At 41.2% G+C, this 26,309-nt stretch carries 28 protein-coding genes, 1 pseudogene and 1 riboswitch; of the genes and pseudogenes, 8 read left to right on the top strand and 21 right to left on the bottom strand.

Annotation, left to right across the window (positions count from 1 at the left end):
- Nucleotides 1-93 precede the first annotated feature (93 nt).
- Both CVD23_RS05960 and CVD23_RS05955 read left to right on the top strand, forming a co-directional pair.
- Nucleotides 94-672 carry an HTH-type transcriptional regulator Hpr gene (locus CVD23_RS05960; RefSeq protein WP_101665461.1) on the top strand — a complete coding sequence of 193 codons (579 nt, stop codon included), beginning with the start codon at nt 94-96 and terminating at the stop codon, nt 670-672.
- A gap of 312 nt (nt 673-984) precedes the next feature.
- Nucleotides 985-1,167 carry a hypothetical protein gene (locus CVD23_RS05955; protein WP_101576816.1) on the top strand — a complete coding sequence of 61 codons (183 nt, stop codon included), beginning with the start codon at nt 985-987 and terminating at the stop codon, nt 1,165-1,167.
- A gap of 57 nt (nt 1,168-1,224) precedes the next feature.
- Here CVD23_RS05955 and CVD23_RS05950 read toward each other — a convergent pair whose 3' ends face one another.
- Together CVD23_RS05950 and CVD23_RS05945 are read right to left on the bottom strand one after the other, a co-directional pair.
- Entirely contained in the window at nt 1,225-1,314 is a 90-nt protein-coding gene (locus CVD23_RS05950; protein WP_101576814.1) for a YjcZ family sporulation protein, read from the bottom strand.
- A 56-nt stretch (nt 1,315-1,370) separates the two neighbouring features.
- Nucleotides 1,371-1,454: a YjcZ family sporulation protein gene (locus CVD23_RS05945; RefSeq protein ID WP_101576812.1), complete on the bottom strand. Its 84-nt coding sequence runs from the start codon at nt 1,452-1,454 to the stop codon at nt 1,371-1,373.
- Between the two features lie 310 nt (nt 1,455-1,764).
- Between CVD23_RS05945 and CVD23_RS05940 the strand changes: the two genes are divergently transcribed.
- Entirely contained in the window at nt 1,765-2,640 is an 876-nt protein-coding gene (locus CVD23_RS05940) for a peptidylprolyl isomerase (RefSeq protein WP_101665460.1), read from the top strand.
- Between the two features lie 188 nt (nt 2,641-2,828).
- Here the strand turns inward: CVD23_RS05940 and CVD23_RS05935 are convergent, their stop codons facing one another.
- From CVD23_RS05935 to CVD23_RS05875, 13 genes are all read right to left on the bottom strand, one after another.
- On the bottom strand, nt 2,829-3,020 hold the full coding sequence (locus CVD23_RS05935) for a sporulation YhaL family protein (protein ID WP_180955564.1): 192 nt from the start codon (nt 3,018-3,020) through the stop codon (nt 2,829-2,831).
- A gap of 189 nt (nt 3,021-3,209) precedes the next feature.
- Complete coding sequence (gene yhaM / locus CVD23_RS05930; RefSeq protein ID WP_101665459.1) at nt 3,210-4,154, bottom strand: 3'-5' exoribonuclease YhaM; 945 nt, start codon at nt 4,152-4,154, stop codon at nt 3,210-3,212.
- Between the two features lie 84 nt (nt 4,155-4,238).
- A complete protein-coding gene (locus CVD23_RS05925; protein ID WP_101665458.1) occupies nt 4,239-5,456 on the bottom strand; it encodes an MFS transporter in 1,218 nt (405 codons plus the stop codon).
- A 238-nt stretch (nt 5,457-5,694) separates the two neighbouring features.
- Complete coding sequence (locus CVD23_RS05920) at nt 5,695-8,703, bottom strand: ATP-binding protein (protein ID WP_101665457.1); 3,009 nt, start codon at nt 8,701-8,703, stop codon at nt 5,695-5,697.
- 24 nt (nt 8,704-8,727) lie between these two features.
- Nucleotides 8,728-9,945 (bottom strand): metallophosphoesterase family protein, encoded by a 1,218-nt coding sequence (locus CVD23_RS05915; RefSeq protein WP_101665456.1) that lies wholly within the window; start codon nt 9,943-9,945, stop codon nt 8,728-8,730.
- A gap of 197 nt (nt 9,946-10,142) precedes the next feature.
- Nucleotides 10,143-10,346 (bottom strand): hypothetical protein, encoded by a 204-nt coding sequence (locus tag CVD23_RS05910; protein ID WP_101665455.1) that lies wholly within the window; start codon nt 10,344-10,346, stop codon nt 10,143-10,145.
- Nucleotides 10,324-12,087 (bottom strand): phosphomethylpyrimidine synthase ThiC, encoded by a 1,764-nt coding sequence (gene thiC, locus CVD23_RS05905; protein ID WP_101665454.1) that lies wholly within the window; start codon nt 12,085-12,087, stop codon nt 10,324-10,326. The genes CVD23_RS05910 and thiC overlap by 23 nt, the downstream gene beginning before the upstream one ends.
- Before the next feature lie 21 nt (nt 12,088-12,108).
- The gene (gene thiE, locus CVD23_RS05900) at nt 12,109-12,738 is read right to left on the bottom strand and encodes a thiamine phosphate synthase (RefSeq protein ID WP_101665453.1); all 630 of its coding nucleotides are present in this window, start codon (nt 12,736-12,738) and stop codon (nt 12,109-12,111) included.
- Entirely contained in the window at nt 12,731-13,537 is an 807-nt protein-coding gene (gene thiM, locus CVD23_RS05895) for a hydroxyethylthiazole kinase (RefSeq protein WP_101576790.1), read from the bottom strand. The genes thiE and thiM overlap by 8 nt, the downstream gene beginning before the upstream one ends.
- A gap of 2 nt (nt 13,538-13,539) precedes the next feature.
- Complete coding sequence (gene thiD / locus CVD23_RS05890; RefSeq protein WP_101665452.1) at nt 13,540-14,352, bottom strand: bifunctional hydroxymethylpyrimidine kinase/phosphomethylpyrimidine kinase; 813 nt, start codon at nt 14,350-14,352, stop codon at nt 13,540-13,542.
- A complete protein-coding gene (gene thiW / locus CVD23_RS05885; RefSeq protein WP_101665451.1) occupies nt 14,321-14,842 on the bottom strand; it encodes an energy coupling factor transporter S component ThiW in 522 nt (173 codons plus the stop codon). Before thiW ends, thiD begins: the two co-directional genes overlap by 32 nt.
- A gap of 119 nt (nt 14,843-14,961) precedes the next feature.
- Nucleotides 14,962-15,076: riboswitch (TPP riboswitch) on the bottom strand.
- 209 nt (nt 15,077-15,285) lie between these two features.
- Entirely contained in the window at nt 15,286-16,539 is a 1,254-nt protein-coding gene (locus CVD23_RS05880) for an ABC transporter permease (RefSeq protein WP_101665484.1), read from the bottom strand.
- Nucleotides 16,532-17,431, bottom strand: a complete 900-nt coding sequence (locus CVD23_RS05875; RefSeq protein ID WP_101665450.1) for an ABC transporter ATP-binding protein — start codon at nt 17,429-17,431, stop codon at nt 16,532-16,534. The genes CVD23_RS05880 and CVD23_RS05875 overlap by 8 nt, the downstream gene beginning before the upstream one ends.
- A gap of 146 nt (nt 17,432-17,577) precedes the next feature.
- On the opposite strand from CVD23_RS05875, the gene CVD23_RS05870 reads away from it, so the two are divergent.
- On the top strand, nt 17,578-17,763 hold the full coding sequence (locus CVD23_RS05870) for a YhzD family protein (protein ID WP_101665449.1): 186 nt from the start codon (nt 17,578-17,580) through the stop codon (nt 17,761-17,763).
- Nucleotides 17,764-17,799: 36 nt separating this feature from the next.
- Here CVD23_RS05870 and CVD23_RS05865 read toward each other — a convergent pair whose 3' ends face one another.
- Complete coding sequence (locus tag CVD23_RS05865) at nt 17,800-18,588, bottom strand: enoyl-CoA hydratase (RefSeq protein ID WP_101665448.1); 789 nt, start codon at nt 18,586-18,588, stop codon at nt 17,800-17,802.
- 225 nt (nt 18,589-18,813) lie between these two features.
- Here CVD23_RS05865 and CVD23_RS05860 point away from each other — a divergent pair, with 225 nt between their 5' ends.
- Nucleotides 18,814-19,128 (top strand): hypothetical protein, encoded by a 315-nt coding sequence (locus tag CVD23_RS05860; RefSeq protein WP_101578477.1) that lies wholly within the window; start codon nt 18,814-18,816, stop codon nt 19,126-19,128.
- A gap of 372 nt (nt 19,129-19,500) precedes the next feature.
- On the opposite strand, the gene CVD23_RS05855 is transcribed toward CVD23_RS05860, so the two are convergent.
- From CVD23_RS05855 to CVD23_RS22680, 3 genes are all read right to left on the bottom strand, one after another.
- On the bottom strand, nt 19,501-19,917 hold the full coding sequence (locus CVD23_RS05855; protein ID WP_101578478.1) for a hypothetical protein: 417 nt from the start codon (nt 19,915-19,917) through the stop codon (nt 19,501-19,503).
- 238 nt (nt 19,918-20,155) lie between these two features.
- Entirely contained in the window at nt 20,156-21,601 is a 1,446-nt protein-coding gene (locus CVD23_RS22685) for a glycoside hydrolase domain-containing protein (protein WP_308314921.1), read from the bottom strand.
- A gap of 122 nt (nt 21,602-21,723) precedes the next feature.
- Nucleotides 21,724-22,491: a peptidoglycan-binding protein gene (locus CVD23_RS22680; protein ID WP_308314920.1), complete on the bottom strand. Its 768-nt coding sequence runs from the start codon at nt 22,489-22,491 to the stop codon at nt 21,724-21,726.
- 1,099 nt (nt 22,492-23,590) lie between these two features.
- Between CVD23_RS22680 and CVD23_RS05840 the strand changes: the two genes are divergently transcribed.
- From CVD23_RS05840 to CVD23_RS05825, 3 genes are all read left to right on the top strand, one after another.
- Nucleotides 23,591-23,845 (top strand): hypothetical protein, encoded by a 255-nt coding sequence (locus tag CVD23_RS05840; RefSeq protein WP_101665446.1) that lies wholly within the window; start codon nt 23,591-23,593, stop codon nt 23,843-23,845.
- A gap of 399 nt (nt 23,846-24,244) precedes the next feature.
- Nucleotides 24,245-24,385, top strand: coding sequence for a hypothetical protein (locus CVD23_RS21840; RefSeq protein ID WP_180955562.1), 141 nt, complete (start codon nt 24,245-24,247; stop codon nt 24,383-24,385).
- A gap of 87 nt (nt 24,386-24,472) precedes the next feature.
- On the top strand, nt 24,473-24,829 hold the full coding sequence (locus tag CVD23_RS05825) for a hypothetical protein (RefSeq protein WP_101665443.1): 357 nt from the start codon (nt 24,473-24,475) through the stop codon (nt 24,827-24,829).
- 710 nt (nt 24,830-25,539) lie between these two features.
- Here CVD23_RS05825 and CVD23_RS21620 read toward each other — a convergent pair.
- Both CVD23_RS21620 and tnpA read right to left on the bottom strand, forming a co-directional pair.
- Nucleotides 25,540-25,725 carry a hypothetical protein gene (locus tag CVD23_RS21620; RefSeq protein WP_142382885.1) on the bottom strand — a complete coding sequence of 62 codons (186 nt, stop codon included), beginning with the start codon at nt 25,723-25,725 and terminating at the stop codon, nt 25,540-25,542.
- Between the two features lie 56 nt (nt 25,726-25,781).
- Nucleotides 25,782-26,263, bottom strand: a pseudogene (gene tnpA, locus CVD23_RS05815) (IS200/IS605 family transposase).
- Between the last annotated feature and the right edge of the window lie 46 nt (nt 26,264-26,309).

Here is a 26,309-nt window from a genome sequence, read left to right as displayed (position 1 = left end):
TCATTTTCTAAAAATTTTGCAAATTGTCATCTTTATTAATTTTTGTTTTATTGACATAATGATTGAAAGAAATAACAAAGAAGGTGAATTCAAATGACAGAAAACGAATTTTCGATGAAGGAAGCGCTTCTTTTCAGCCAAAGAATCGCCCAGCTCAGCAAGGCTCTTTGGAAATCAATCGAGAAAGACTGGCAACAATGGATCAAACCTTATGATCTCAATATCAACGAACACCATATTTTATGGATTGCTTACCATTTAAACGGAGCGTCTATTTCAGATGTGGCAAAATTTGGCGTAATGCATGTTTCCACCGCATTTAATTTTTCCAAAAAGCTTGAAGAACGGGGCTTCCTTCAGTTTTCCAAAAAAGAAAGTGACAAAAGGAATACATACATCAAGTTAACCGACCAGGGTGAAAATATTTTGCTCAGTCTAATGGAGACGTACCAGCCCGATAAAAACGCTGTGTTTTCCGGTGCCATGCCACTGAAAAAACTGTACGGGAAATTCCCTGACGTCATTGAAATCATGGCCATTGTCCGTAATATTTATGGCGATGATTTTATGGAGATCTTTGAAAAATCATTTAAAAACATTGAAACAGATTTTGTGGATGACGACGGAAAGATTCGTAAAAAAGACCGAATAGAAAAAAAGGAATACGTATAAAACATTGCGATGCGGGGAGAAATCCCCTTTATTTTTTTGGTCCTCATATGGATGGTCCTTGCCTAAAATAAAAATTCATCCGACAATATTTTTGAGATATGGCGAACAAAAAGTTGTTCGATTTTCTATTGATTTTTTTTGCTTTTCATCGTACAGTATGTTAGTAAGTTTCAGGTTCCCATTCATTTGGAGACTGACATGCCATCATCTGCAAAAACAACTCCCAGTTCCCCAATCACATTGCTATCTTTTTTTTTGATATTTTGATATTGTATTACCAAAGTCTGTACTGAAAGAAGGAGGGAATCTTGGATGATCTCCGCTGTTTTTATTGCGTTTGCTGTCTTTATTGTTTTTTACATTAATAAAATGACCAATTCCCTATGCATCCAAAAAGAAATCCCGGAGGACCGACAGCCAAAAGTATTCCGGACGATTAATATTTTGATCCTGATTTTGCTGACATCTTCTTATTTAGAATTATTGTTTGCTTAATCATACATATGAAAAAACGGCGAGGCTTCTGCCTCCCGTTTTTTCATCTTTGGTATTTTATAGCCAAGCTGCGCCGATTATGACAAGAAGAATGAAGAGGACAACGATCAAAGCAAATCCTCCATAATAACCTGAACTACCGGACATGTACATATTCTCCTTCCCCATGGGCACAATGGATTCTGGCCATCATGCCCGCGTTCTTATAACCAAGCTGCTCCTACAATGATTAACAAGATAAATAAAACAACGATTAACGCGAATCCGCCACCGTAACCTCCACTCATGTTAACACCTCCTTTAGAGTTGCTACACTATACTATTCAAACTATCGGGATGGCGAATAGGCTGGTATCCTGCTTAACCCATTTTTCTTGAACAGGTACTTATTCTTTGGCTCCGCCTGCAATCTTGTTTCCTATTCCTTTTTGTTCCATTTTTATGAAATGCTTTGCTCATGACTGCATGGCTTAATGCTTCTCCCAGTCAAAATCTCTCATTTTTTACATAGACAATAGTTTTTGTGATTAATGTTATTTATGTTATGATAGACATTGTGGAATAGCATCACAAAGAAATTTTTTAGGAGTGTTCAGCATGAAAAAATGGATTCTATCCCTTTCTCTTGCAGCAGGGGTTATTGGTTTAAGCGCATGTAATCAAGATGGCGGAGATTCTGCTGCTGTAGTGGAGTCTAAAGCTGGAAATATTACACAGGAAGAGCTTTATAACTCAATGAAAGAAAAACACGGTGAGCAGGCTCTCCAAGAACTTGTCTTTGAAAAGGTTCTATCCGACAAGTATGAAGTATCAGATAAGGAAATCAATAAAAAGGTTGAAGAGGTAAAGGAGCAACTGGGACCCAATTATGAACAGGCCCTTGCCCAATACGGCTATGAGGGTGACGAAGATTTAAAACGTATGTTTAAAATCGGGCTCCTTCAAGAGAAGGCCGCGATGAAAGATGTCAAAGTGACAGATAAAGAACTGCAAGAAGCTTACGATAATTATCGCACTGATATTCGTGCAAGCCATATCCTGGTTGAAGATGAAGCAAAAGCCAAGGAATTAAAAGCGCAGCTGGATGGCGGTGCAAAAATGGCTGATCTTGCCAAAGAACATTCAACTGATCCCGGGTCAAAAGAAAAAGGCGGAGATCTTGACTGGTTCGGACCAGGGAAAATGGTTCCTGAATTTGAGGAAGCAGCCTACGCCCTTGAAGTAAACCAAATCAGTGAGCCTGTCCAAACCCAGAACGGCTGGCATATTATCCAATTGACTGACAAGAAAGAAAAAGAGCCTTTCGAAGACATGAAGAAAGAGCTTGAAACCGAGGTAAAAAGGTCCAAGATTGACCAAGCCGCTATCCAGAAAGCAATGGAGCGCGAGCTTAAGGCGGCAGACGTTGAAATTAAAGACAAAGACCTGGAAAGCATTCTTGACACTCCGGAAGCTCCACCGGCACAAGGATAATTTCAAAAAAAAAGGTTCCCTCGGGAACCTTTTTTTAAATGAATGAATTTCATAAAGCAATTCTTTAACTGAAAAACGAACAGTTATTTAAAATTAAGATAGTATTATTCGTTTCCTATGGCGTACTCCTGTTTATTTAGACAACTTCATTCGTTTTTCGGTTTAGCTTATTACATTGTGAAATTTACTTAAATACCAAAAGATTTTTCATTTGCTTTTCGTTCCTCTTTTGCTTTTTCCAACCGCTCCATGTAGATTTCACCTTCACGTTCAATATCTTCATTTTGCTCGCGGCGCTCCTCTTTTCCGGCCTTGACAGCCATATAAGCGCTGACGACAATGCCGGCAACAACAAAGTAAATCCAAACGGGGATGATCATTACCCAGCCTCCCTTTTAAGTATTTGTCCAAACTAGACTTTATTTAAAAATATGTTCATCCGCGGAAATTATGCTAGATTTTCTTTTATACTTAATCTTCGTGCCTCTTAAGACTTATTCCAAACACGCTAATTAAATTTCATCAAAAAAATAAGCCGACTGTAATCGGCTTATTCTTCTATGAATCTATTATTTATGGAAAGTTGGTTTATAGAATGAGCGGTTTTCAAGAGCAAATATGCGCTCTGTAAATTCTCCTGGTTTGACCCGAACCAATGCACGGTCAAGCATATTCATTTTTGCATCCAAATTATCGATATGATGCAGAATTTCGGCTTCTTTTATAAGCGGTGCTTTAGGGCTGCCCCATTCCGCTTTGCCATGATGGGAAAGAATTAAATGTTGGAGAATCAGCACTTCTTCACCGCTGATGCCAAGCTCATCAGCAGCTTTGCCGATTTCATTGACCATTATCGTAATATGCCCAAGCAAATTTCCTTCAATCGTGTACACGGTTGAGATCGGACCGGAAAGTTCGATTACTTTGCCGAGGTCATGGAGAATGACACCGGCATAGAGAAGGTCCTTATCAAGGCTCGGATATAAGCCTGAGATCATCTTTGCCAGATCAAGCATGCTGACAACATGGTAGGCAAGCCCGGAAACAAATTCATGATGGTTTTTCGTTGCTGCCGGGAATTCAAGAAACGCCTGTTGATGCTTTTTTAACAAATGGCGGGTCACTCTTTGGATATTTGGGTTCTTCATTTCAAAAATATATTGAGTTACCTTGCTCATCATTTCTTCCGTACTAACAGGGGCTGTTTCAAGGAAGTCTGATATTTTCACAGGATCCGCAGGAGACGCCGGACGAATCTGGCGGATTCTTAATTGGCTTCTGCCCCGATAATTTTGGACATCTCCGCTTACTTTTACAATGTTTTGGGCGGCATAGTTTTTTACATCTTCTTCAGAAGCATCCCATAGCTTCGCTTCTATTTCACCGGACTGATCCTGCAAAATTAAAGTTAAAAAGGGCTTGCCATTGCTCGCTATTCCTTTTACAGAGCTTTTGATTAATAGAAATAATTCAACTTGCTCGCCAACATCGAATTGCAGTATACCTCTGTTCATGCCTCCGACGCTCCTTTCTCTAGCCATAGTATATCATAATCACTTTCCATTTCAGATTGAAAATTTAAACTATCGCAAAATAACTTACTGGCTCTCTAAACCAGCCCTTTTTTGCTTTTTTGCAATCCAAATTTTAGTGGCAACAAGGCCAAAAATCATGACAAATGCACCGAAAAGATAAGGGATATGAATATTCCATTCATAAAGTGTGCCCGCCAAAATTGGCCCTGCTACATTCCCAAGGCTTAAAAACGAGTTATTTAAACCCATGATCATTCCCTGGCGATTGCCGGCAAGTTTCGAAATAAATGAGTTTAAAGAAGGTCGCAGCGTTGAGTTCCCTATAAAAAAGATCGACGTCGTGATCAGCACCCACATGAAGTTTGTCGCAAGTGTCATGATCACAAAACCGACGGCACTTAGTAAAAGGGAACTCGTCAAGATCCGTTCCTCGCCAAACTTGCTTACTAATTTGCCGACAACACCACCCTGGATAACGGTTCCAACAATCCCGGTTATCAGGATAATCAAGCCGACTTGCTGTGGACTGTAGGAATAACGCTCCATTGTGTAATAGCCAAAAATTGCTTGGAAGTTGGCAAGCCCGAAGCTCATGATGAATACAAGAATTAATAGAAAACCAACCGGACTGAACAACGCTTTTTTCATTAAGAAAAATTGCCCTTCTGATCGGCTGTCCACCGCCTCGGCCGTCCGTTTTTCCTGCGGGTAGGATTCAGGAAGAATGAGCAGCGAAACAACTCCGGCAATAGTTGCGGCTATACCAGCAAAAATGAATGGATAGGATAAGTCAAATTCAGCAAGCCAGCCGCCTATCCCCGGGCCAATGACGATCCCAAAAGCCATTGCAGCACCAAGCATTCCCATCCCCTGTCCACGCTTTTCAGGCGGTGTAACATCCGAAACGTAGGCCATGGCCGTAGGCATGAGCGCAGAACCAAACGTGCCAGCTAAAATTCTTGATAAAAAAAGCATCCATAGTCCATTTGCGAATGCAAAAATAAACTCGGCAATTGCAAAGCCGAACAAGCCAACGGTAATTAACGGCTTTCTGCCGATTTTATCGGAAAGCCGGCCCCAAATCGGGGCAAACAGGAACTGCATAAACGAAAAAACAGCGACAAGTAACCCCATAATTTGAGCATTGGCATCAAATAGTTCAACATAAAACGGAAGAATCGGGATGACAAGTCCGATTCCAACCATAATGATAAATAAATTAAAGCTTAATAAGGCTAGAGGCCCTCTGCTTCTTTTTTGGATCTGCTGTTGATCTTCCATAAATTTTTCCTTTCAATAGCTTGAATGAGCACTAGCTAAATAGTTGGCCATTCTGCCAACTTGACTTTTTTAAGTGAAGAAACTTTTAATAAATTTCTTATGCAATATTGTATTTTCACTATTTCCTATCTTATCACTTATACACTGTCTTAACAGACTTTAATCTTGTATCAGACCATTTTTTATTAAAGGATTTCCAAACGCGATCAACAGTTTTAACAAAGCAGGGGCTCCACTGTTATTGCTGCCAGACATGAACCCGGTCCTCTTCCCGCAGTTGTATGACCTGTTTAGCCTCAAAACTTGGCAGGAGGTGCTGGTGGCAAGTGAAAAAGAGAATTTGATTTCCTTCAACTCGCTGCAAAAGTTCCAAAATCTTTCTGGTCCTTTTATGATCAAAATTCACAAAGCTGTCATCAATCAGGATCGGGAAATGAAGTTTTTCGTATAAGACTGTTGCCAGTGCAAGTCTTAGCGATACATAAACTTGTTCGGCTGTCGCCTGACTGAGTTCATTCGCTTCAAATAAAATGCCATCAGAGCGTTCGACCAAGAACCCCTGAGCATGCTGCTGAGAAACAATCCTAATATAGTTTCTTTCTGTTAAAAAGGCTAAAAATTCCTCAGCGTGTTTGAGCACTTTTGGCAGCTTGTCATTTTTGAAATGGTTCGCTGTTTTTGCAAGTAAATCCTTTGCGATCGTATACTTTGCCCATTTTTTTGCCTCTTCGTTCAGCTCGGCTTTCTGAAGCGCGAATGTATGGAGAAGGTTTGCATATGATTCTCCGTCTTCAAGCTGGTTAATCTCGTGCCTTACATCTGCAAGCTGGCTTTGGAGAGCTGCAAATTCTTTTTCAGTTTCACCAAGTCGCAGCGTTTGTTTGGCCATCTCTTCATCGCTATCTTCTATTAATAAAAACGCAGCTATTTCTTCCGCCGTGATCGTCGTTATTTTTAATTGCCTGGAAAGACTGTCTAATTCGTCTGAGAGCTTCTCTTTCCTTTCTGAATCATGGGCAAGCTTTCGGAATTCTTCTGTTGTAGCCGCCCTTGCCAAGTTAAGCAATTTAACTTGTTCATCTTTAGTAACGGTTAATTCAGTCTCCAGTTCCTTGAGTTCTTCAGTTAATTCGGTTAGCTTAGCCAGTTTTTCGTCGTATTGAATCCTTTTTTCAAGCTCTGCTTTTACTTTGTTGCGCAGCAACAAGGCAGTTTCCTGAATCGATAGATGACTATTTTTTAAAAACTTGTCATTTAAGGTTTTAATCTGGGTTTCTATTTTTTCAAGGGAGCTTGAAGCAGTTCGATATTGTTCGATTAAATATTGCTTATCCCGATATGCTATTTTCAGCTGTTCAATCAACTGGAACGCATCGTTTAAATACTTTAAGGCAATATGGTCCGGCAGCAGCAAATCTTGCCCAAGCTTGATAAGCAATGCCTTATGGTTGATTGCATCCTGTTCCCACTGCTCAAAAGCAGAAATAATCCGTTCGTATTGCCCATTTTGCTCTTCCCATTTTATATGAAGCAAATGATACTTTTCTCTCAGCTGCATTTCCTTTTCAAGTTTTTCTGCTAAAAATGGCTGTTCACCCTTCGCAAACTCGGCAAACTTGTCTTTTAATATCTTTTCCTTTTCGCGCAGTTGTTCGATTTCAGCTCGAAGATCCTCGGTTCTATACGAAACCGTACTTTTACGGAACGAAATCAACACAAATAATGCTCCGATGGCCCCGACAGCGGTTAGCAGCCATTGGCTGCTCCATATCCCTACTACAATTAAAGCAGCAAACAATGCGACAAACGCTGTCCTTTGCGTCGTGAACAGCTTTTTCTCTTTGGCCGCCCTGCCCACTTCTTGTTTGTAGGCATTCTGCCGGGATGCCAGACGTTCTTGCAGATCAACGAGCCCAGCCTGAAGATCCTCCTGTTTGTCCGATTGGGCAACCCGTTTTTTAAGCTCCTCCACTTCATCGTCTGGGAGGAGTTGCGCTTTGATGCTTTTAAGTTGCTGCTCAAGGCTTTCAAGCCTAGCCTTTTCTTCATTAAACCTTCGGTCAAGATCATCCTTTTTTACTTTCAGGCGCGCTTGTGTCGAGTGGGCATCACTGATCTTTTCTTTCATAAATATACTTGTGTCGAGCATTAACAAGTCTTCTTCTTTAACTGTGAAATGGAGTTTTTCCCTTAAAGCTTTGACTTCCTGCTCCAATTTCTCCAACTTTAACTTGTATTGATTTTGCTCCTGCCTTAATTGTTCATATAAGGGTAAACTTTCTGAAGCATTCACGATTGCAGATTCACTGTTCAATAGATCTGTACAAACGGACAAATCCTCGAGCAGCGAAGCCGTTGCTGAAATTCGTGCAGTTAAACTATTCTTGCGGCTTTCATATTCCTGGGCTTTATTTTCAAGATGCTCGAGCCGTTCCGCTCCGTCCACCGGAAACTGGAGATTTTCGTACTGTTTTAATTCCTCCCTGATAACCGCCTGCTCTTTTACAACAGGATAAAGCTTTTTCCATTCCTCAAGCTTATTTATCTGTTTTTGTATGCGTGCATTTTCTTTGCTGAGATCGGTGATCCTGCTTTCGATCGTTTCTTTTTCATTAATCAAATCCGAGTATCTGCCATTTTGCTGTTCAGCTTTAAGAAGTTCGCTATGAAGATCGCGAAGCTTTAGCAGCTTTTCATTAATAATTGGCTTTTTGCCATTTGGCTTAAAAAGCAGCTCCATTTCCTTTTGCAGGCTGTTTTCTGCAATGAGCAGCTTGTCCGAGCCTACAGCGCCCGCAGAGAACAAAAATCTGCCCAGGTCTTCACTCTTAATGGAATGAACATTTTGCAGGCGATGAAGATTGAACGAAAAGATCGATTGATATAAATATTTATCGATATGGGAAAGCAAATCCTGAAGAAGTTCTTCCCCTCCATATGTACCATCCTCAAGCATTACCGAGACATCTCCGGCTGCTTTGCCTTTCACCCGCTCAATTACGGCTTTTCCCCGGCCTGAAAACACGACTGTCAGCTGTCCGCCATATTTGGCAGAGTTTTTCGGCTCATAGCGGAGTTCGGTTTGCTGTTTAGTGGGAAAGCCAAATAGAATACTATGTATGAACGACATGATTGTCGATTTCCCCGCCTCATTTCCCCCATAAAAAACCTGGAAGTCCTGCAAATCGGTAATTCTTGTATTCTCCAGCTTGCCGTATCCGTAAATATTGATTTCAAGTATTTTCATAACAATAAACCAACCTCCTTTCCGTTATTGATACAACAATCGGATCAGCAATTGTTCAGATTCCTTTATAAGCGCTGATTGCTCACTTTTTGTTAAACGTTCAAGGTATTTCCTTGCGGCAGGATGGCTGTATAACGAAGACAGAGTTCCTTCAGCATCATCATACTTGTCAATAATATTAAACAATTCACTGTAAAAATCAGCTTCGCTTTTCAATCGATCCCTGTCCCAATCGATTCTTTCTTCTATATGAATGGATGCTGTCCAGACGAATGACTCTTCATCCCGCTCTTGCTCCTGTAAAACCTCAAGCAGCTCCTCAGCAAGGACATTCGTTTGCGTTTCGAACGAGACGTTTTTTAAAGTGATCTGCAAAATAGTCGCCAGTCCTTCATGACGATGGTCTTCAAGGACCATGCTGCAAAGTTTGCATAAATCCCCAAACGTTGCCGCTTCTGAACGAGCCATATCCAATTCAGCTTTTTCCCAGATCACATCGGAAGCAGGAATAAATTCAAGTTTTGTTTCTGTACCGGCTAATGAAACAAAGTAACAGCCTTTCATGCCTGTTTCCTTCTTGTGGCGGCCTTGAATATTTCCGGGGTAAACGACCGCCGGCATCTCTGACAGCACCGTCCGTTTATGGATGTGACCCAATGCCCAGTAATCAAATTCCTTTTCGATCAGCTCTCGTAAATGAAACGGTGCATAGTTGCCGTGATCACTGTTTCCTTTATGATTGCCGTGCAGGATACCGATATGAAAGTCCGCACCAGTTTTTTTCACATAATCATTAATCCTGCGTTCAAGCACATGTTTTTTTACATAGCTGAAACCATATAAATGCACGCTGGTACCTTCACTAGTGTTATACGTTAATACTTCTACATTATCTCTGAAAATATGGACATTCGCCGGCATATTAAGCTCGACCCATGAGCCGCCTAAATGATCATGATTGCCATGAATCAAATAAACCTGGATATCGTGCTTGAAAAGCCTGTCCATCTCTTTCCTGAACCGGGTCTGGGCCCGAATGCTCCGGTCCTCGCCGTCAAATATGTCTCCGGAAATAATCAAAAAATCGACTTGGCGATTGATCGCCTCATCCGTTATTTTTCGAAAAGCCCGGAATGTGCTCTCCTGCAGCCTGTCAAATATCGCTTCCGGAAGATGCTTTAATCCGGACATAGGGCTGTCTAAATGAAGATCGGCCGCATGAATAAAGGTGATCTTTTTCATCAATAATTCCTCGCATCCGCTTTTTCTTCATTTTAACATTTTCAAAAAGCGAATGCACGTTCTTATAGAGGGTTTTTTTTCACGGAGTGGGCTGGTCGAGGATCAATGGCCTGCAATCTCCCAACAGTAGTTCTACTGATGCAACAAGTTACCATTTTACATCAAAAAACCCCGCCAAATCAGCGGGGTTAAAAGACTTAATAATAACAGACTTCGACCTTGCAGCATTTCGTACATTTCCGGTAGCCTTCAGCTTCAACAAAAACATGGGTACAATTTTGCTGAATCGTGAAAATACATTTTTCAAGCTCGATAATGTTATTTTTAAGCTGTGCAATTTCCTTTCTTAAACCAGGGACAGTATCTGCACCATGAGGATTAGCGATAAAGGGAAGATCCATGCTCGACAAACTCCTTTGCCTTTTCCTTCATTCCTTGTTCAACAACATCCTCTTCGAACTCACCTTCATTTATCCCCCGTTTGCGAATGTCGTGGGAAATTCTCATCGAGCAGAACTTTGGTCCGCACATCGAACAAAAGTGGGCTGTTTTGGCACCTTCTGCGGGAAGCGTTTCATCATGGTATTCCCGGGCCCGCTCCGGATCTAGCGATAAGTTAAACTGATCATTCCAGCGGAATTCAAACCTTGCCTTTGACAGAGCATTGTCACGGATTTGTGCTCCCGGATGCCCCTTAGCGAGATCGGCTGCGTGGGCGGCAATTTTATAAGCAATGACCCCCTCACGCACATCATTTTTATTTGGAAGACCGAGGTGCTCTTTAGGAGTGACATAGCAGAGCATGGCTGTACCGAACCAGCCAATCATTGCCGCGCCGATTGCCGAAGTAATATGGTCATAGCCTGGGGCAATATCGGTTGTTAACGGTCCAAGCGTATAAAATGGTGCCTCCTGGCAGATTTCAAGCTGCTTATCCATATTCTCCTTGATTAAATGCATTGGCACATGTCCGGGACCTTCAATCATCACCTGCACATCATGCTTCCAGGCGATTTTCGTGAGTTCTCCTAGCGTTTCAAGTTCGGCAAATTGAGCTTCATCGTTGGCATCGGCAATCGAGCCCGGCCGGAGTCCGTCCCCAAGCGACACCGAAATATCATAGGCTTTGAGAATTTCACAAATTTCCTCGAAGTTGGTATACAAAAAGTTTTCTTCATGGTGGGCCAGGCACCATTGCGCTAAAATCGACCCTCCTCTTGAAACTATCCCGGTTGTCCGCTTCGCTGTCATCGGAATGTAGCGCAGCAGCACCCCGGCATGAATCGTAAAATAATCAACGCCCTGCTCGGCCTGCTCAATTAATGTATCACGGTAAACTTCCCAGCTGAGATCCTCGGCGATGCCGTTCACTTTCTCCAGCGCCTGGTAGATCGGGACGGTGCCGACCGGAACAGGAGAATTGCGGATAATCCATTCCCGGGTTGCATGAATATTTTTCCCGGTGGACAAGTCCATAATTGTATCCGCGCCCCATCTAGTCGCCCATGTCATTTTTTCGACTTCCTCGTCAATCGAGGAGGAAACAGCGGAATTGCCAATATTCGCATTAATTTTCACATGAAAATTCCGCCCGATAATCATCGGCTCACTTTCGGGATGATTAATGTTAGCGGGGATAATCGCCCGGCCACGCGATACTTCATCTCTGACAAACTCCGGCTCCAAACCTTCACGGATGGCGATGTACTCCATTTCCGGGGTGACGATTCCCTTTTTTGCATAATGCATTTGTGTAACTGCCCGGCCCTGCTTTGCTTTCAAAGGTTTGGCAGCGATATTGGGGAAAGTGTCGATCTTTAGAGCCTGATCTTCCCGATTATAGCCGTTGTCTTCCGGCCTGACAGACCTTCCAGTGTATGCCTCTACATCCCCGCGTGCAAGGATCCATCCCCTTCTATGTGCGGGCAGCCCCTGATTAATATCAATCTTGTAATCCGGGTCCGTGTATAACCCGCTCGTGTCATAAACCCGTACCGGGCTATTTTCCTCTTTTTCTGAAAAACCTTCCGTCGGCTGCTGGGATATTTCCCGCATCGGCACTTTGATGTCCTCGCGAGAACCTTGTACATAAACCTTCTTGCTTCCCGGGAATGAAGTGTGCAGTTCAATTGCATTGTTCATCTTGTTTTTCCTCCTCAAATTTTATTGATTAAACCTTTTCTTCAAAAGCTTTACCTGTTCAGACCGGTTGGCAGAACGATGAATCGCAGAAATTACGGCAACCCCCGCCAACCCTTTCCCTGCCAGCTGATCGATGTTTTCCAAATTAATCCCGCCAATCGCTACGGCTGGAAGAGAGACCGATTCAATAATTTGTTCCAATGCACCCTCTGTGAGTAATTCCGCATCGGTTTTTGAGGAAGTCGCAAAAACGGCTCCGATACCAAGATAATCTGCTCCCGCTCTTTCCGCTTCAAGGGCTTGCTCAACATTTTTTACAGACACTCCCAGAATCATTTCTTTGGGGATGAAGGAACGGACGGCATCGGCCGGAATGTCTTCCTGACCAAGATGGATTCCCGCCGCGCCTACCGCCAATGCAACATCGATTCTATCATTGATCACTAATGGAACCTGGTATTTTTCAAGCATCAGTTTCAGCTGCTCCGCTTTCGCAAAAAAATCTTTTCCGGATGTATTTTTCTCCCTCAGCTGGACGAGCGTCACACCGCCTTTGACCGCCTCTTCAACATAGCCGACAAGCTCTTCTGCCGGGAGGCCGTCTGTTGTCACCAAGTATAGGTTCAGTAAGTCAGCAATTCTTCTACTCATTTAATCTCACTTCCTCTTTCCAGACATCCCCGTCGATTAATGATATTTCATCCCAGAGCCTTGTTTTAAAAGTACCAAGACCCTCACCAGAAGCGAGTCTTCTTGCGGCCCGTTCCCCGCAAATGCCCATCGTCGAAATGCCGGCAACCGCTGCTAAAAAAAGATTGTCGCCAGAGCCTGCAAAGCATCCTATCAAAGACGCTGTTGTGCAGCCCGTTCCGGTAATCTTTGTCAGGAGCAGGTCACCGTTCGCGATGCAGCATGTTTTTTCCCCGTCCGAAATGTAGTCTGTTTCGCCACTCACGACGACAATTGTGTTAAATCGCAATGCTGCTTTTTTCGCTGTATTGAAAGCCGATTCCGAAACCTCACCGGCATCAACACCTTTAGTGCTCGCAGTTATTCCTGCCAGACTTGCAATCTCACTATGATTGCCGCGAATAATTGCGAATTGAACCTCGTTTAGCAATAGCGCTGCTTTTTCATTTCGGTAATTCGTTGCGCCAACCCCGACCGGATCGAAAATAACCGGAATTCCGAGTTCATTGGCCCGCTTCCCGGCATTTACAATCGCCGAGAATGAACTGCTGTTTAAAGTCCCGAAATTGATGACGAGTGCGTTCGCATGAGCAACCATTTCGGCCGTTTCTTCCGGGCTGTCAGCCATGACCGGTGAACCGCCGATCGCCAGCGTAACATTGGCACAGTCGTTGATCGTTACGGCATTCGTAATATGGTGGACGAGAGGCTGTTTTTCTTTTAGCTTCAGAAAAAGCTTGCCAATTTCGTCTTTAAGCATGGCTATTCCTCCTTCAACGCAACACAGTTTTGTTCATACAAAGCGTAAAAATGGTTGGTTGGCCCATTTCCGTGGCCAATGTTTAAGCTATGTTTAATCGCGCCGGTGATATATTCTTTCGCATTTTTTACTGCTTCAACAATCGGCCAGCCTTTTGCGAGATTGGCCGCAATCGCAGAAGACAGCGTACAGCCGGTTCCATGCGTGTTCTTCGTGTCAATTCTCTGTTCACTAAAAATATGAAACTCATTGCCGTCGAACAAAATATCAATAGGATCCCCGGACAGATGGCCCCCTTTTAACAGGACCATTTCCGGCCCCAGCTTCTTTAATTCAAGGCAGGCGTCTTTCATTTCCTCCACGCTCTGAATTTTTTGTTGGAGCAGAACCTCTGCTTCCGGTAAGTTAGGAGTAATCACCTTTGCGATCGGGATGATCTGTTCTTTTAATGAATCAGCAGCTTCGCGCTGAAGCAAATGGTGTCCGCTTTTGGAGACCATAACCGGATCGACAATGATATTGGTTGCTTTCACACTGGTCAGCGCATCGGCAACAGCCGTAATAATGGTTGAGGTTGACAGCATGCCGATTTTCACAGCATCAACCGCAATGTCTTCATAGACCGCCTCTATTTGATCTTTGATAATCCCCTCAGGAATATTCGCAATTGAGCGAACTCCTGTTGTATTCTGTGCTGTTACCGCGGTAATCACCGACATTCCATAAACACGATGGGCCGCAAACGTTTTCAAGTCTGCCTGAATACCGGCTCCGCCGCTCGAATCAGAACCTGCTATTGTGAGTGCTGTTTTCATGTAAATTCCTCCCAAAAGGTACCTTTTTCAAAAACACATTGACAATAACCAATCCGATTGCAGCTCCAGCCAGGGAACTAAATACAAATGCCGGGATGAAGCCGAACAAAGCTGCATCCTGGCCAAGCAGGAGAACTGCAATCGGATAGCAGGCGACGGCGCCGATTATGCCTGTCCCGACGACTTCTCCTGCAAAAGCCATGTATGTTTTCTTTGTTTTCATAAACAACCAGCTGGCCAAACAAGCGCCGATCATGCTGCCTGGAAAAGCAAACACCGACCCGGTCCCGAGCATGTTTCTGAGCAGGGAAACGGTAAATGCCTGCATGACGGCATAGTATGGCCCGAGCAGCACCGCGGACAGCACGTTAATGAAGTGCTGCATCGGAAAAACCTTGGCGAACCCGATCGGGATAAAAAATGCATGGCTTGTTAGCGTGCCCACTGCAACAAGCAGTGCGGTTAAGGTGAGCTTTCTTGTTTTCCCCATAAAAAATCCCTCCAGTTTTAATAGGCACTGGGGGGATGGAATGGCAAACCGAAATTTTTGGCGTCCAATTTGCGGAGAATGCAAAAAGCAGACTCCAGCAATAGAGTCTGCGTATGTACGGTTTCGACAATACACTTCCCTACGCTGGTATTAACCAGATCAGGTATAAGGGTCAAAGACATAAACGGGTCTTAATCTCAGCCGGCCACGAATCCGGCACCCCCAGTGATAAACATATAATATTTTCATAGCTACTATATCATAAGTTTTTCCTTTTGCAAACCGCCTTAAATTGTCGAATGGCTTTTAAACTATTAGATAAAAGACGTGTAAAACCCACTATGGCGCACTGATGCCATTCATAAAAACTTTTTCCGTACCACGAGAAATCCCGCTTTATGCACAGACCATCCACCGATCGTCTGCATAAGCAGGGGGCATAGTTAATTCTTTTTCGTAAGCTGAAGTGCTTTTTTAATATCTTTGAACGAGTTTGACTTTCCGTACATTAAAACCCCTCCCTTATAAACGCGTGCCCCAAATACGGCTAATAAAATAATCGTCAGCAAGAGAATCGCGATGCTAAGAAGCGGTTCCCAAACTGGCAAAGTCAGCATACCAACGCGCATAAACATTAACATCGGCGCAAAGAAAGGAATGTACGATGTGACCGTGACAAACGAAGCTTCCGGCTGGCTTAAGCCTGTTATCGCAATCATAAAGCCTGCTACGACGAGCAGCGTCATCGGTGTAATCATTTGCTGGACATCCTCAATCCGGCTGACGAGTGAGCCTAAAAATGCGGCCATCGTTGCGTAAAGGAAATAACCGAGCAAAAAGAAGATAACTGCATAGATTATTGTTGCGAGTGGCGTTTCACCAAATCCAAAAAATTCGAAGAAACCGCCTTTCATCGTATCAAGGTTTTGTTCTATGGCAAAATATCCAACCGAAACCATCACCAATAACTGCGTTAAGCCGAGCAACGCCACTCCTAAAATTTTGGCAAACATCTGCTTAATCGGTGAAACACTTGAAATCAGGATCTCCATGACACGGGAAGACTTTTCAGTTGCCACTTCCATTGCAATCATGTTTGCATACATAATCACAGAAAAATAAATCACAAAAAGCAGGACGTAAACGAGCCCTCTTGCCTGGTTAAGCTCCTCTTCCGTTTTTGCGTTCTCCTCGAGAGCAATTTTGTCAAAAGTAACTGGCTCGTAAAGCCGGTTCAAATCCTCGGAAGAAAGATTAATTTGCGAAGCAGCCATCATCGTTTTCATCTGTTGCAGTGCGTTTTGCAAATCTGCTGAATCAGTTGTGTCGGCAATGCTCATCGCTTTATAGGTTGCGGATGGGAGTCCCGCCTCATCTAATGACAAAACAAGAAGGCCAGCAAATTTTTCGGCTTCGACATCAGCTGCAGCGTCGGCTTCAGAACCAGCGTATTTAGTCAGCTTTATTGTGTCATTAGCCGTAGCCAGCTGTTGCTCAAAAGGCTCATAAAGCTCTCCGCTCTTATCAAGCACTGCGATCGTGCCAGCTTCATCATCTTGATTAAAAAAGTCGATGATGTTTGACATATTGGTTAATCCGATCACAATGATTAAAGTGATCAGAGTCGTCACAATAAACGACTTTGTCTTTAGCTTGCTCCAGTATGTATGAAAAAGTATAATCCAAAAGTTATTTATAGGAATCACCTACTTTCTCGATAAAAATATCATTTAAAGAAGGCTCTTCTAATACAAATTTTCGCACGAACCCTTTTTTAGCTATTTCAAAAAATAATTGTTCCGCAACCTTTTCCCCTTCAATTTGCAGTTGAACTCCTTCTGTTGTTTGTTTCACCTTCGTAACCCCGGAAAAGTCCCTCAGAAAGTCCAAATTGAAATCAGCATGAATAATCAGGTTCTTCTTCCCGAAAGAACGCTTTATTTCCTTAAGGGCGCCCATTACGACTGGTTTTCCGTGATGCATGATGCATAAATGCTCACACATTTCTTCGACATGCTCCATCCGGTGGCTTGAAAAAACGATCGTTGTCCCGTTTTCTTTTAATTCAAGAACAGCTTCCTTAAGGAGCTCAACATTAAGCGGGTCAAGGCCGCTGAACGGCTCATCGAGAATAAGCAGCTTTGGTTTATGGATGACAGCGGCGATGAATTGAATTTTTTGCTGATTACCCTTTGAAAGCTCCTCTATTTTTTTATTCTTATAGTCGGGAACTTTAAAACGGTCCAGCCAAAAATCAAGCTCCTGAATGACATCCTGCTTCTTCATTCCTCTTAGTCTCGCGAGGTAAACAATTTGATCTTTTACGGTCAACTTTGGATATAAACCTCGTTCCTCTGGCAGGTAGCCGATCAAATGACTCGTCGTATAGTTGATTGGCTTGCCATCCCAAGTAATTTTCCCATCACTCGTATCGAGCAGGCCCAGAATCATCCGAAACGTTGTCGTTTTCCCTGCTCCATTCGCTCCTAAAAAACCAAACATCTCTTTTTCAGGGATAAGAATAGATAAATCATTCACTGCAGTGAAGTTTCCAAATTTTTTTGTAACATGGTCAAGCTGTAAAGCCATTTTCATTCCTCCTCTACCATATGTAGTACGGTTAACCGATTTAAAAAGTTTCCTTTCTCTTTTTGTAAGTTAAACTTTGCGTGCAAAAAGAAATTATGCAAGAATAATAGTGAGTAATCTGAATTTTATAATAAAGGGGTACTGTTATGAAAACGTATAAATTAACGGCGTTTGAAAAAGACGGGGAAAAGATTTTGGATGAAGCTTTTCATGCAAACAACGATGACGAGGCTAAAGCAGTTGGCGAAAAAATGCTCGAGGATAAAAATCTTCTCGACAAAACTCACCGCTGCACATCACCAAGTGGCAAACTCGTTTTGTTTCATCCATAGAAAAAGCAAAGGATCGCTCCTTTGCTTTATTAATCTTTATTTCCCAATAAACTTTGGCTGCCTTTTTTCTAGAAATGCCTGAATTCCTTCCTGGTGGTCGCGGGTTTGTCTTACTTTATATTGTCCGTGCTTTTCGAGTTCCAATGTTTTTAATAGATGTGGCCTGTTTCTTTCTGCCATGATTTTCTTTGTTTTCACCATTGCCTGTATAGGGCGGTTTAGCCAGTCATTTAATTTTTCGCTTAATGCCTCGCCGATTTCGTCTGCAACCTCCTGGATAAGACCCAATTGCATGGCTTCATCCGCAGACATAACCTTGCCATCCCAGATCAGCTGCTTTGCCCTTGTTTCGCCGAGCCGGCGCTCAAGGAAGAAGTGTGTACCCCCATCCGGGATCAGGCCGATTCCGATGAAATTCATGGCTATTTTACTTGATCGTTCAGCTAAAATATAATCGGTTGTTAACGCAAGGCTTAAGCCGAGCCCTGCAGCCGCCCCGGTAATTGCGCTAATAGTCAATTTTGGCATGCTGTAAAGGGTGACAATCAGCTCGTTAATACAATCCATCACTTGAAGGAAATCGCTTTCACTTATGCCCAAAAGCATTGACTTAATGTCGCCGCCGGATGAGAAAGCCCTGCCGTTTCCTTTAAGCAACACAATGTCAACATCATCACAAAGGCTTAATTCTTTCAATTTTACTGCTAATTCTTTAATCATTTCTTTATTGAGTGCATTTAAAGTATCGGGACGGTTCATTTCCACGGTTGCAACCCGGCCATCCACATGGACGTTTACCGTATTGGTGGCAAATTCAGTCTTCATTTGATCTCCTCCTTATCGACTCCGGTCTCGTTTCTATTATAAAACGAGAGCGCAGGATAAAAAAACAAATTTTTCGAAATAATTTTAAACGTTTGAAAACGAGACTGAATGCCAGTATACTGTTTTAAAAAAAGAATGTTAGTTAGAGAGGGATCAGCGTGACAACTTGTCGGGCTGGATCGCACAGTTATTTTATTTCCACCGTCAGACCAAGATTAAACATGGATGTCATTTAAGCAAAGTGCCCTGCGGAGCGAAAACTATCCGAAGAGACAGCTTGTGAAAAACCGATTGATGATTCAACATGTGTGCTGCACAATTTATCACTATGGCGATTCAGTGCTGCAAGTTAGTTCCGCCTTTGTCCGTTGGCCCGGCTTGCTGATGTTTTCATTTTTGCCAGGGCATTGCGGCCGCAGTTTAAGTAAGTGGCTGATCAATGCGATCATTCCTGGTTTAGCCGGGCCATCCTGTAATTTAATACAAACGATGGCCTGCCAGGTGCTGAAGGACCTAATTGCGCAAAACAGGGGAGATTAATTCAAATATTAAGAACGAACTTGCGGCTCGGTCGATTATTATATTTGTGAACATTAGCTTTCCTGCACCCGACCCTTACATAATTGATGGTACGAAACCTAGAGTAGATTATTGGTCGGTTTATGTAACCATTACATGTATTTTTGCTATTACATCACTTTTCTTGTTGTTATTCTCAATCTATCGCTCAATATTGACTATTCGTGAAGGCGACAAAGACAATTCGATTAGAAACATGTTTGTTTCCTTAGGATTGTTTATAATCCCCGAATCTTTCTTGTTCTGTCTAGCATTTCAATGGTTTTCCGATTATATTTAAGGATCAGATAGTAACATTTACAGTTATTAACAAGTATCATTCTATTAATAACTTTAATTAGATATATTAAAATCGAAACTTTGTGACATATAACTTTTCCCTTGTTCGTTTCTACTGAACACTTGCACCGTTACATGTTCATCGTCCTTCCAATGGAAGTCAAAATAATCTATTTCTTGAACATCATTGACTTCGAGTTCTTTATATTTATCTAGAACGCTTCCATATTCCCCATAATAAATACGAAGAGAATGAAATGCTGGTTCAGTTGTTCCTTCTTTTGCTTCTGTAAATTCTTCATACATTTCTTTAATTTCGACTATATTAACTTTGTTTGGAGATGTACTTACTGAAATTGAAAAATCACCAATAATTTCAGGTTCTTTGTTAATTTGACGTTCAGTATACCAATAGGTACCAGCGAAAAATAGACACAGTGCTAATAACAAAACGCCTACTGCTCTCGACAATACATCACACCCTATAAAAAGTAAATTATGTCATTTTAACATATTATTTATATATAAATAAGAGTCACTAGGATTTTTAAGGGTCAAATAGGGACATTCGTTGATTTTTAGAGTGTTCCAAAATTAATGTTAGGCGCTAATAACAACAAAAATTTATAAGTATAATAGAATTTCGAAAGGTCAAAACGTGCTTACCTGTTTTGACCTTTTCAGTGTTATGTTTGGATTCTTTATTTATTTACATACTTACTTCATTTCTAACATGCTCCATTAGCTTATCTGAAAAGGCATCAGCTATTTTGATCCCCTCTTCATCTGTATAATTAGGTACATTTGTATCAGTACCTAATACAATTCGGAGTGAAACAAGCGCCGGGTCCAAACTTACCATAGCACTTCTTGCAGCCAATCTTAGAGTATCTTCGTTGCTGACAAATTTATTGTTAAAGAATCGATTATAACGTGTGAAAACCTCTTCTTCGTAATAATTTCTAATGATATCAACAATTGACATTGAAGGGTCAGATAGGACCTCTTTGGCAATATTTACAGCATCAAAATCACTGAGCCAATCCTCAAACTTCATGTTACTTTCTAAGCTTCTGCTTCCTATGTGAGCATAAGCTGCGTTATACGTGCTCTCCAGTAGGTTGCTTCCAGCATATTTTGGTTCGTTCCTGTGGTCATAAGCATCTATAGCAACCGTGTATAAATCTCCTGCCCACCCTGCATAATCCTGGGTATGCATTCCAACCCATATGAAATCAGATATTATAGCTGACATTGTTGCCATCATATGTGGTGTATCAATTGGTTCTCTAGTAACAGGATCCGTGGCCCTAATAGGACTGTTTTCACCATACCTACTATGAACGAAAGCTTCAAATTCTTTATCTACTGGACCAGCAGTTCCGGTCCAAATACCACCCTCATAAACATCCCTGCGATAGTAATTTACTGTGAGTTTATTAGCTTCTTCAACAGAATTTCCAATATACTCAAGTGCTGATTGGTAAATTTCTTCTAACTGTCTGAAAAATTCTTGATTAAATTCATATGGAACTTCAACGGATGACTGTCCATTATCTCTGCCAGATTTAATATTATTATCTATTTGAATTCGTCCGTCGCCTGAACCAACCCAGACTGTTGAAATTTGATCAAAAGCCCAATTATTTGGCAATGGATATCCTAAATTTCCGCTGTATCCAGTAGACATTCCACTAACAAAACTTGTTGAAGCATATCCTTTTTCAGAAACTTTAATACATACAGCCCTTGGACCATACACCCCTACTTTATAGTAGTTTCCAAGATAGGCCATTTGTTCATTTATACCCCGGAAGTGGTCAACAATATCGTTTTCTGTTTCGTTTTCAATATGATGCCCGTAAGCATCAAAGTCAACGGCAAAATAAATAGTTGTCCCCCGCTTAAATCCATAATTTCTGGCTGCATTGTATGCCTCTCCAGCGGCCTTCTTCCCTTGTGCTCTACTGAAATATTTAATATCGTCCCCAAATGTTTGAAAGATAGGGAAAACAGTTAATCCAGCATTGAAAATATTATCTAATTCTCCTGGTTGTATCTTTTTATTTAACCCTCCTGGAACATTTGTAAGGTATCGACCCACTGTTTGATTTCCGGCACTCTTTAAAGCTTGAGCTTTTGCAAGGTCAATCATGGTTGAACAATCACACGCTGTACCCTTTCGGTTTGGATCGCCTTTACTTTGAAGTAAAGAAAGCCAAGTCAGCTTACCTGCAACTCCATCAGGAGTTAATATAGTAAACTTCTGAAATTCTATTACAGTAGTTTTAACACTTGTATCGTATTGGCTATTAAAGCTCCAGGGTCAAAATTTTTGAGATATAAAGCAAATTGGAACAGCTTTACGAAATTGCCGCTACTGCCAACGGATAACGTCGGAAGACGATCTGTTGTGGAAGGGCCTACTGCCCCAGTTTGTTGGCTTGCAGGAATCCCTTCTTCTGTTTGAATACCGTATATCAGGGCTCTGTTAGTTCCTCTTTGATAATGGCCATCACAAGGCTGTACACCAGCAGTACTAAAATAGTAGTAGTTCAGATCACGCTGTATTTCTCTTACTCTTAGGTCTCCACCGGCCATTAATACATAAGCATCCATTACTAGAAACGCCTTAAATACATAAGCATATACTTTTCCATCGCGAGCCGGCAGATTAGCATCTGTTTGCAATTTAATTACGGCATTCTTTGTTCCTTCTCCAAATGTCCCGGTAAATCCTCCTGGGTTATATCCCTTACAAAACATACCGCCTTGCAGAATTCTTACAATTCTTTGTCCTTGAAGAGTATCTGGTACCTTTCCGAGTTCCATTTCTCCCCAATTTCTAAAAGCTTGTGCGGTGCCATTTCCGAAATTGTCTACTGGAGTTAAGCCAAATTCAATTTGAAGAGCTCTTGTAAGAGCATACATTGTTGACCAACCTGTTTTTCCATTTTCCGGGGCCGGAATAAACCCGGGCATCCCTTGATAAGTTGAATTCACCCATCTTTGTACTTCATATACCATTACATCACCATCAAACATTAAACATCATCCTCCCTTAGTTTTTTTGTGTGACATATTCACTTTCACTTGAAGAAGTGGTATCTTCTCCATGCTTTTTTCAAGCTATTATGAACATGTTAATTATTAAAGAAAGTTTCATATAAATAGATACAACCCTCTTGAAAAAATTTTTATAAAGTAAAAAAGCCGTCATGCATATACTTAGATGATGTGTTCAGTTTTATTCAATATTTACAGTTTCCTTTTTTTTCAGCAGTTCAATCATTTGAAAATATCCTGGAATATTTTCCACATCGTAATTTCTAATGCAAAATAACAATTTCATTTTAATCTCCTCGGATAAATCTTCCCTATCTTGCTGATTTGTTTGATTAAGGGAGGACACAATTTTTGGAGAAAACAGCTCGATGACAGTATTCAGTGAATTATTATCTGTTTTGGAGTTTTTCACGAGTGTATATAAACTATCCTTCATTTTCCTTAGTGTCTGAACGTTGGTGAATCGCACATGTTCGGATTTGAGACATGCGGCTCGACTTTCAATCGCCAGTCCGTACCTATTCTGTTCACATTGAACGAGTGGTTAACCCCATCATTACTATATCTAGTGCGTGATCGTGAATCGAACCACATCCCGATGTTATAATCCCATCTTTGAAGTGTCATGGTGTATTTGATGTGCATGGTGTATTTATTCTCACATTCGCTGCAATGGCACTTGCTGAATAAGAAGAGCCACATACGGCAGCCGTGTTTCCCTTGAACAGACATTTGGATACGTTTCTCTACACGGCATTATGTTCCACCTCCTATTTATTTATTTTTCTTACATAATCATAAAGAAAGATTTAGAGTAATTTTCACAACCCGCAGATTAATATATTTAGTCCGCGGTACCATGTACTTTGTAATAAAAAAACCGCTCTAGTAATATCTACAGGAGCGGTTCTTTTTTAATATAACCCACGGGAACCGGGCCTGATCTTTAGATCAGTAAGTTATACATTAGCGGATGTAGAATGTTGATGAATAGAAGGTTCCTATATACTTTGTCTTCGGCAGCATTTAAATACATATCCACCCCAGCACCGAAAAAAATATTGCTGGAAGATGGGATATGAACAAGCAAAAATTAATTGATGTTTTAACTCCTGTCTTAGAAGCAGAAACAATTGTTAAAGAACAAGCTCAACAAAATGAAAAACCTTCTTCAACTTCCCATAAAGGCCGCACTCGTACAATTGAAGTTTTCAAAGATGGCCAACTGGTTAGAACAATCGAAGGATTGATCGAGACTTTCAAGTGGGCGAATGAAAATGCGATCTGCGATCAGGGCTGGGTGAAGCACAGTTTGAAAACTGGTACAAAATAGTCTCTGGTCGTAATTCTAAGAAGGTGGTTACCTGTTCAAGTAAGCCGAGTGATCGGTGTTTTTATCAGTTCGAAATATAAAAACAAAAAATCGGAGGTTCTAAATGAATTATTCAACTGCTTTTCAAAACACGATGATCGAACCGTTAATGCAACTAAAATGTTGGTTAAAAACGGATTCTGGAAGAAGGACAAAACACTTGATGAAAAGATCGTTCTCATAAATGTGGCTAAATCTCGTTTCTGAAGTTACCAAATTGAAAGAGCAGAAATCAGTTTTGATTCAGATGAAATCATGTACAATCAAACAGGTGGAGGTTTCTATGAACCTTGGATGACCCGAATAACCTTTTTCAAGAAGCTGAGCCTTGTAACTTTGCTTCAGGAGTTCATGCACCACATGCAAAACCAGATGGATCTGAAACTTTATCGAAAAGATATTGAAGAAGATGGTCGTGCTTGGTCAGTTAGCTTGTTCAAGGCTGCCACACCTAAAGCTTTCATGAACGCTGTAAATAAAGGAATTCTGCACTTCGACTGATCTAAATAAGACTGGACTTTTTCCAGTCTTTCTATTGACTTAAAATCTCTTTTTGTTAGTCTTAAATCAAAGGGGGAGATTTTTGAAATGAAGAAAATTGTAATCATAGCAGTATCTATACTTTGTGTTGGATTTGTGGCATCACAATTTATTAACACTGAAGGCACCAAAGCAGGGGAGAAACCAATAAAAAAATCCGAACCCATGGAACCCATCGAACAAGTTGAAGCTGCTGAACCGATTGAAGTTGCTGAACCTCCAATTGAAAATGAGGCTGCTGAACATCCAATTGAGACTAATATTTCTGAGTTCCAAGTGGAAGCTACCGAATTCAATAGTCTTGAAGGATTCGTAAACAGTACGCAAAGGGATTGGACTGAAGTGAATACCGTAGTGTATATGCAGATGATCGAAACGCTGAATTACAGTTATCCAACTCCGTAGTGCGTTATATTAACTATTTCGAAAACGAGATCAAAGAAGCTGGATTGAGCAAAGAATTTTCTGAATGGCAGAACGTAGCGTTTGAGATTTCTAAACATGATCCTGAAAATTATGAAGAGTTGGTTTCAGAATTCGAAACGTCTCTGAATATGATACATACGAAAATGAATGAGGATACGGGGTCCAAATAGCTATTCAGACATTATAAAATGTGTATAATTATTCTATAAGTAGTGTTCGAAGTGGACCAAACTTTAAAAGCTATTTAGCAACTAAGAACCGATATGAACCAACGGTTCGATAAAGTTGAAAAGAAGAGAAGAACATCACTAACCTGGCTTTCGGCTCCAATGACGATACGATTGTGCAATTCTAAAACGCATCGATAAGAATACGGAAGACTTGAATAAAGATGTTGAATATCTAACTGGTAAAGCAGGCAATCATGAAAGAATCTTGAACAGACTTCAAAATAATGAAGGACGATTTTTTTATGGATAAAAAATATACAGTTGAGCAAGTTCTGGAGATCATGAAAACTTGAAAAACGCAGAACGCTGGAAACTACTTGATAAGATGTACGATGAGTATTATAACCAGGGACCGATGTACCAAAGAATAATAATGGTTTAACTCCAATTTAAAACTGGAGTGCGTTTCCATTCTCGTAATTCTCAAGCAAGCTGTGTCTGAAACTATGAGGGTTCATATCAAGGTGTACGCCAGTTTTTTTTTTCAAGAATCTTTCTGAAGCTTACTGTCCAATTGTACAATGTTTCATATATGGCAGCACGTTTATTTTCATCTTTACAAACAATCCCCATTTCAGGAATGTTAACTTCTCCGCTTTGTTCCAAGTACATCTTGGCAATTTCTCTCGTTCGAGAAAGATACATCAGAATGGTTCGCCAAATGTACTACTCTTACTGGCCAGACCTCAAAGGCCTTCTACTTACTTTCGTTTCTTCTTCTGTACCTCTTCACCTGTGAATGGATCAATATATTCCATCATACTTAGTTGTTCTGCGACTACATCATCTTGTATCTGATTACGGATATATTCTTCCATTACCTTTTTGTTGTTCCAACTGTATCTACATAATATCCAGTACACCAAAACTTTCGGTTCCCATATCTGTATTTCAAATTTGCATGACGATCAAATATCATTAAACTACTTTTTCCTTTTAAATATCCTACAAATGAGGACACACTTATTTTAGGGGGAATACTCACAAGCATATGTACGTGATCTTTACACGCTGTTGCTTCTATAATCTCCACACCTTTCCTTTCACATAGAGTGCGGAGTATTTCACTGATGTCCTTTTTAATTTTCCCATAAATTACTTGTCTTCTATACTTCGGTGCAAATACGATGTGATACTTACAATTCCAAGTTGTGTGTGGTAAACTATTAGTATCTTTTGACATAAAAACTCCTCCGTATGCTGTTATTTTGGTTGGCGAACCAAAAATA

The sequence above is a fragment of the Bacillus sp. V33-4 genome, assembly GCF_002860225.1.
GTDB lineage: Bacteria > Bacillota > Bacilli > Bacillales > Cytobacillaceae > Bacillus_BJ > Bacillus_BJ canaveralius.
This window is presented reverse-complemented; position numbering and strand designations above follow the sequence as displayed.

What these genes read in the sequence shown, in the direction of transcription:
- CVD23_RS05960 (WP_101665461.1), top strand. Translation starts at nt 94, where the DNA reads ATGACAGAAAACGAATTTTCGATGAAGGAAGCGCTTCTTTTCAGCCAA.
- CVD23_RS05955 (WP_101576816.1), top strand. Translation starts at nt 985, where the DNA reads ATGATCTCCGCTGTTTTTATTGCGTTTGCTGTCTTTATTGTTTTTTAC.
- CVD23_RS05950 (WP_101576814.1), bottom strand. Translation starts at nt 1,314, where the DNA reads ATGTCCGGTAGTTCAGGTTATTATGGAGGATTTGCTTTGATCGTTGTC.
- CVD23_RS05945 (WP_101576812.1), bottom strand. Translation starts at nt 1,454, where the DNA reads ATGAGTGGAGGTTACGGTGGCGGATTCGCGTTAATCGTTGTTTTATTT.
- CVD23_RS05940 (WP_101665460.1), top strand. Translation starts at nt 1,765, where the DNA reads ATGAAAAAATGGATTCTATCCCTTTCTCTTGCAGCAGGGGTTATTGGT.
- CVD23_RS05935 (WP_180955564.1), bottom strand. Translation starts at nt 3,020, where the DNA reads ATGATCATCCCCGTTTGGATTTACTTTGTTGTTGCCGGCATTGTCGTC.
- yhaM (WP_101665459.1), bottom strand. Translation starts at nt 4,154, where the DNA reads ATGAACAGAGGTATACTGCAATTCGATGTTGGCGAGCAAGTTGAATTA.
- CVD23_RS05925 (WP_101665458.1), bottom strand. Translation starts at nt 5,456, where the DNA reads ATGGAAGATCAACAGCAGATCCAAAAAAGAAGCAGAGGGCCTCTAGCC.
- CVD23_RS05920 (WP_101665457.1), bottom strand. Translation starts at nt 8,703, where the DNA reads ATGAAAATACTTGAAATCAATATTTACGGATACGGCAAGCTGGAGAAT.
- CVD23_RS05915 (WP_101665456.1), bottom strand. Translation starts at nt 9,945, where the DNA reads ATGAAAAAGATCACCTTTATTCATGCGGCCGATCTTCATTTAGACAGC.
- CVD23_RS05910 (WP_101665455.1), bottom strand. Translation starts at nt 10,346, where the DNA reads ATGGATCTTCCCTTTATCGCTAATCCTCATGGTGCAGATACTGTCCCT.
- thiC (WP_101665454.1), bottom strand. Translation starts at nt 12,087, where the DNA reads ATGAACAATGCAATTGAACTGCACACTTCATTCCCGGGAAGCAAGAAG.
- thiE (WP_101665453.1), bottom strand. Translation starts at nt 12,738, where the DNA reads ATGAGTAGAAGAATTGCTGACTTACTGAACCTATACTTGGTGACAACA.
- thiM (WP_101576790.1), bottom strand. Translation starts at nt 13,537, where the DNA reads ATGCTTAAAGACGAAATTGGCAAGCTTTTTCTGAAGCTAAAAGAAAAA.
- thiD (WP_101665452.1), bottom strand. Translation starts at nt 14,352, where the DNA reads ATGAAAACAGCACTCACAATAGCAGGTTCTGATTCGAGCGGCGGAGCC.
- thiW (WP_101665451.1), bottom strand. Translation starts at nt 14,842, where the DNA reads ATGGGGAAAACAAGAAAGCTCACCTTAACCGCACTGCTTGTTGCAGTG.
- CVD23_RS05875 (WP_101665450.1), bottom strand. Translation starts at nt 17,431, where the DNA reads ATGGCTTTACAGCTTGACCATGTTACAAAAAAATTTGGAAACTTCACT.
- CVD23_RS05870 (WP_101665449.1), top strand. Translation starts at nt 17,578, where the DNA reads ATGAAAACGTATAAATTAACGGCGTTTGAAAAAGACGGGGAAAAGATT.
- CVD23_RS05865 (WP_101665448.1), bottom strand. Translation starts at nt 18,588, where the DNA reads ATGAAGACTGAATTTGCCACCAATACGGTAAACGTCCATGTGGATGGC.
- CVD23_RS05860 (WP_101578477.1), top strand. Translation starts at nt 18,814, where the DNA reads ATGTCATTTAAGCAAAGTGCCCTGCGGAGCGAAAACTATCCGAAGAGA.
- CVD23_RS22685 (WP_308314921.1), bottom strand. Translation starts at nt 21,601, where the DNA reads ATGATTGACCTTGCAAAAGCTCAAGCTTTAAAGAGTGCCGGAAATCAA.
- CVD23_RS22680 (WP_308314920.1), bottom strand. Translation starts at nt 22,491, where the DNA reads ATGTTTGATGGTGATGTAATGGTATATGAAGTACAAAGATGGGTGAAT.
- CVD23_RS05840 (WP_101665446.1), top strand. Translation starts at nt 23,591, where the DNA reads ATGAACAAGCAAAAATTAATTGATGTTTTAACTCCTGTCTTAGAAGCA.
- CVD23_RS21840 (WP_180955562.1), top strand. Translation starts at nt 24,245, where the DNA reads ATGCAAAACCAGATGGATCTGAAACTTTATCGAAAAGATATTGAAGAA.
- CVD23_RS05825 (WP_101665443.1), top strand. Translation starts at nt 24,473, where the DNA reads ATGAAGAAAATTGTAATCATAGCAGTATCTATACTTTGTGTTGGATTT.
- CVD23_RS21620 (WP_142382885.1), bottom strand. Translation starts at nt 25,725, where the DNA reads ATGTATCTTTCTCGAACGAGAGAAATTGCCAAGATGTACTTGGAACAA.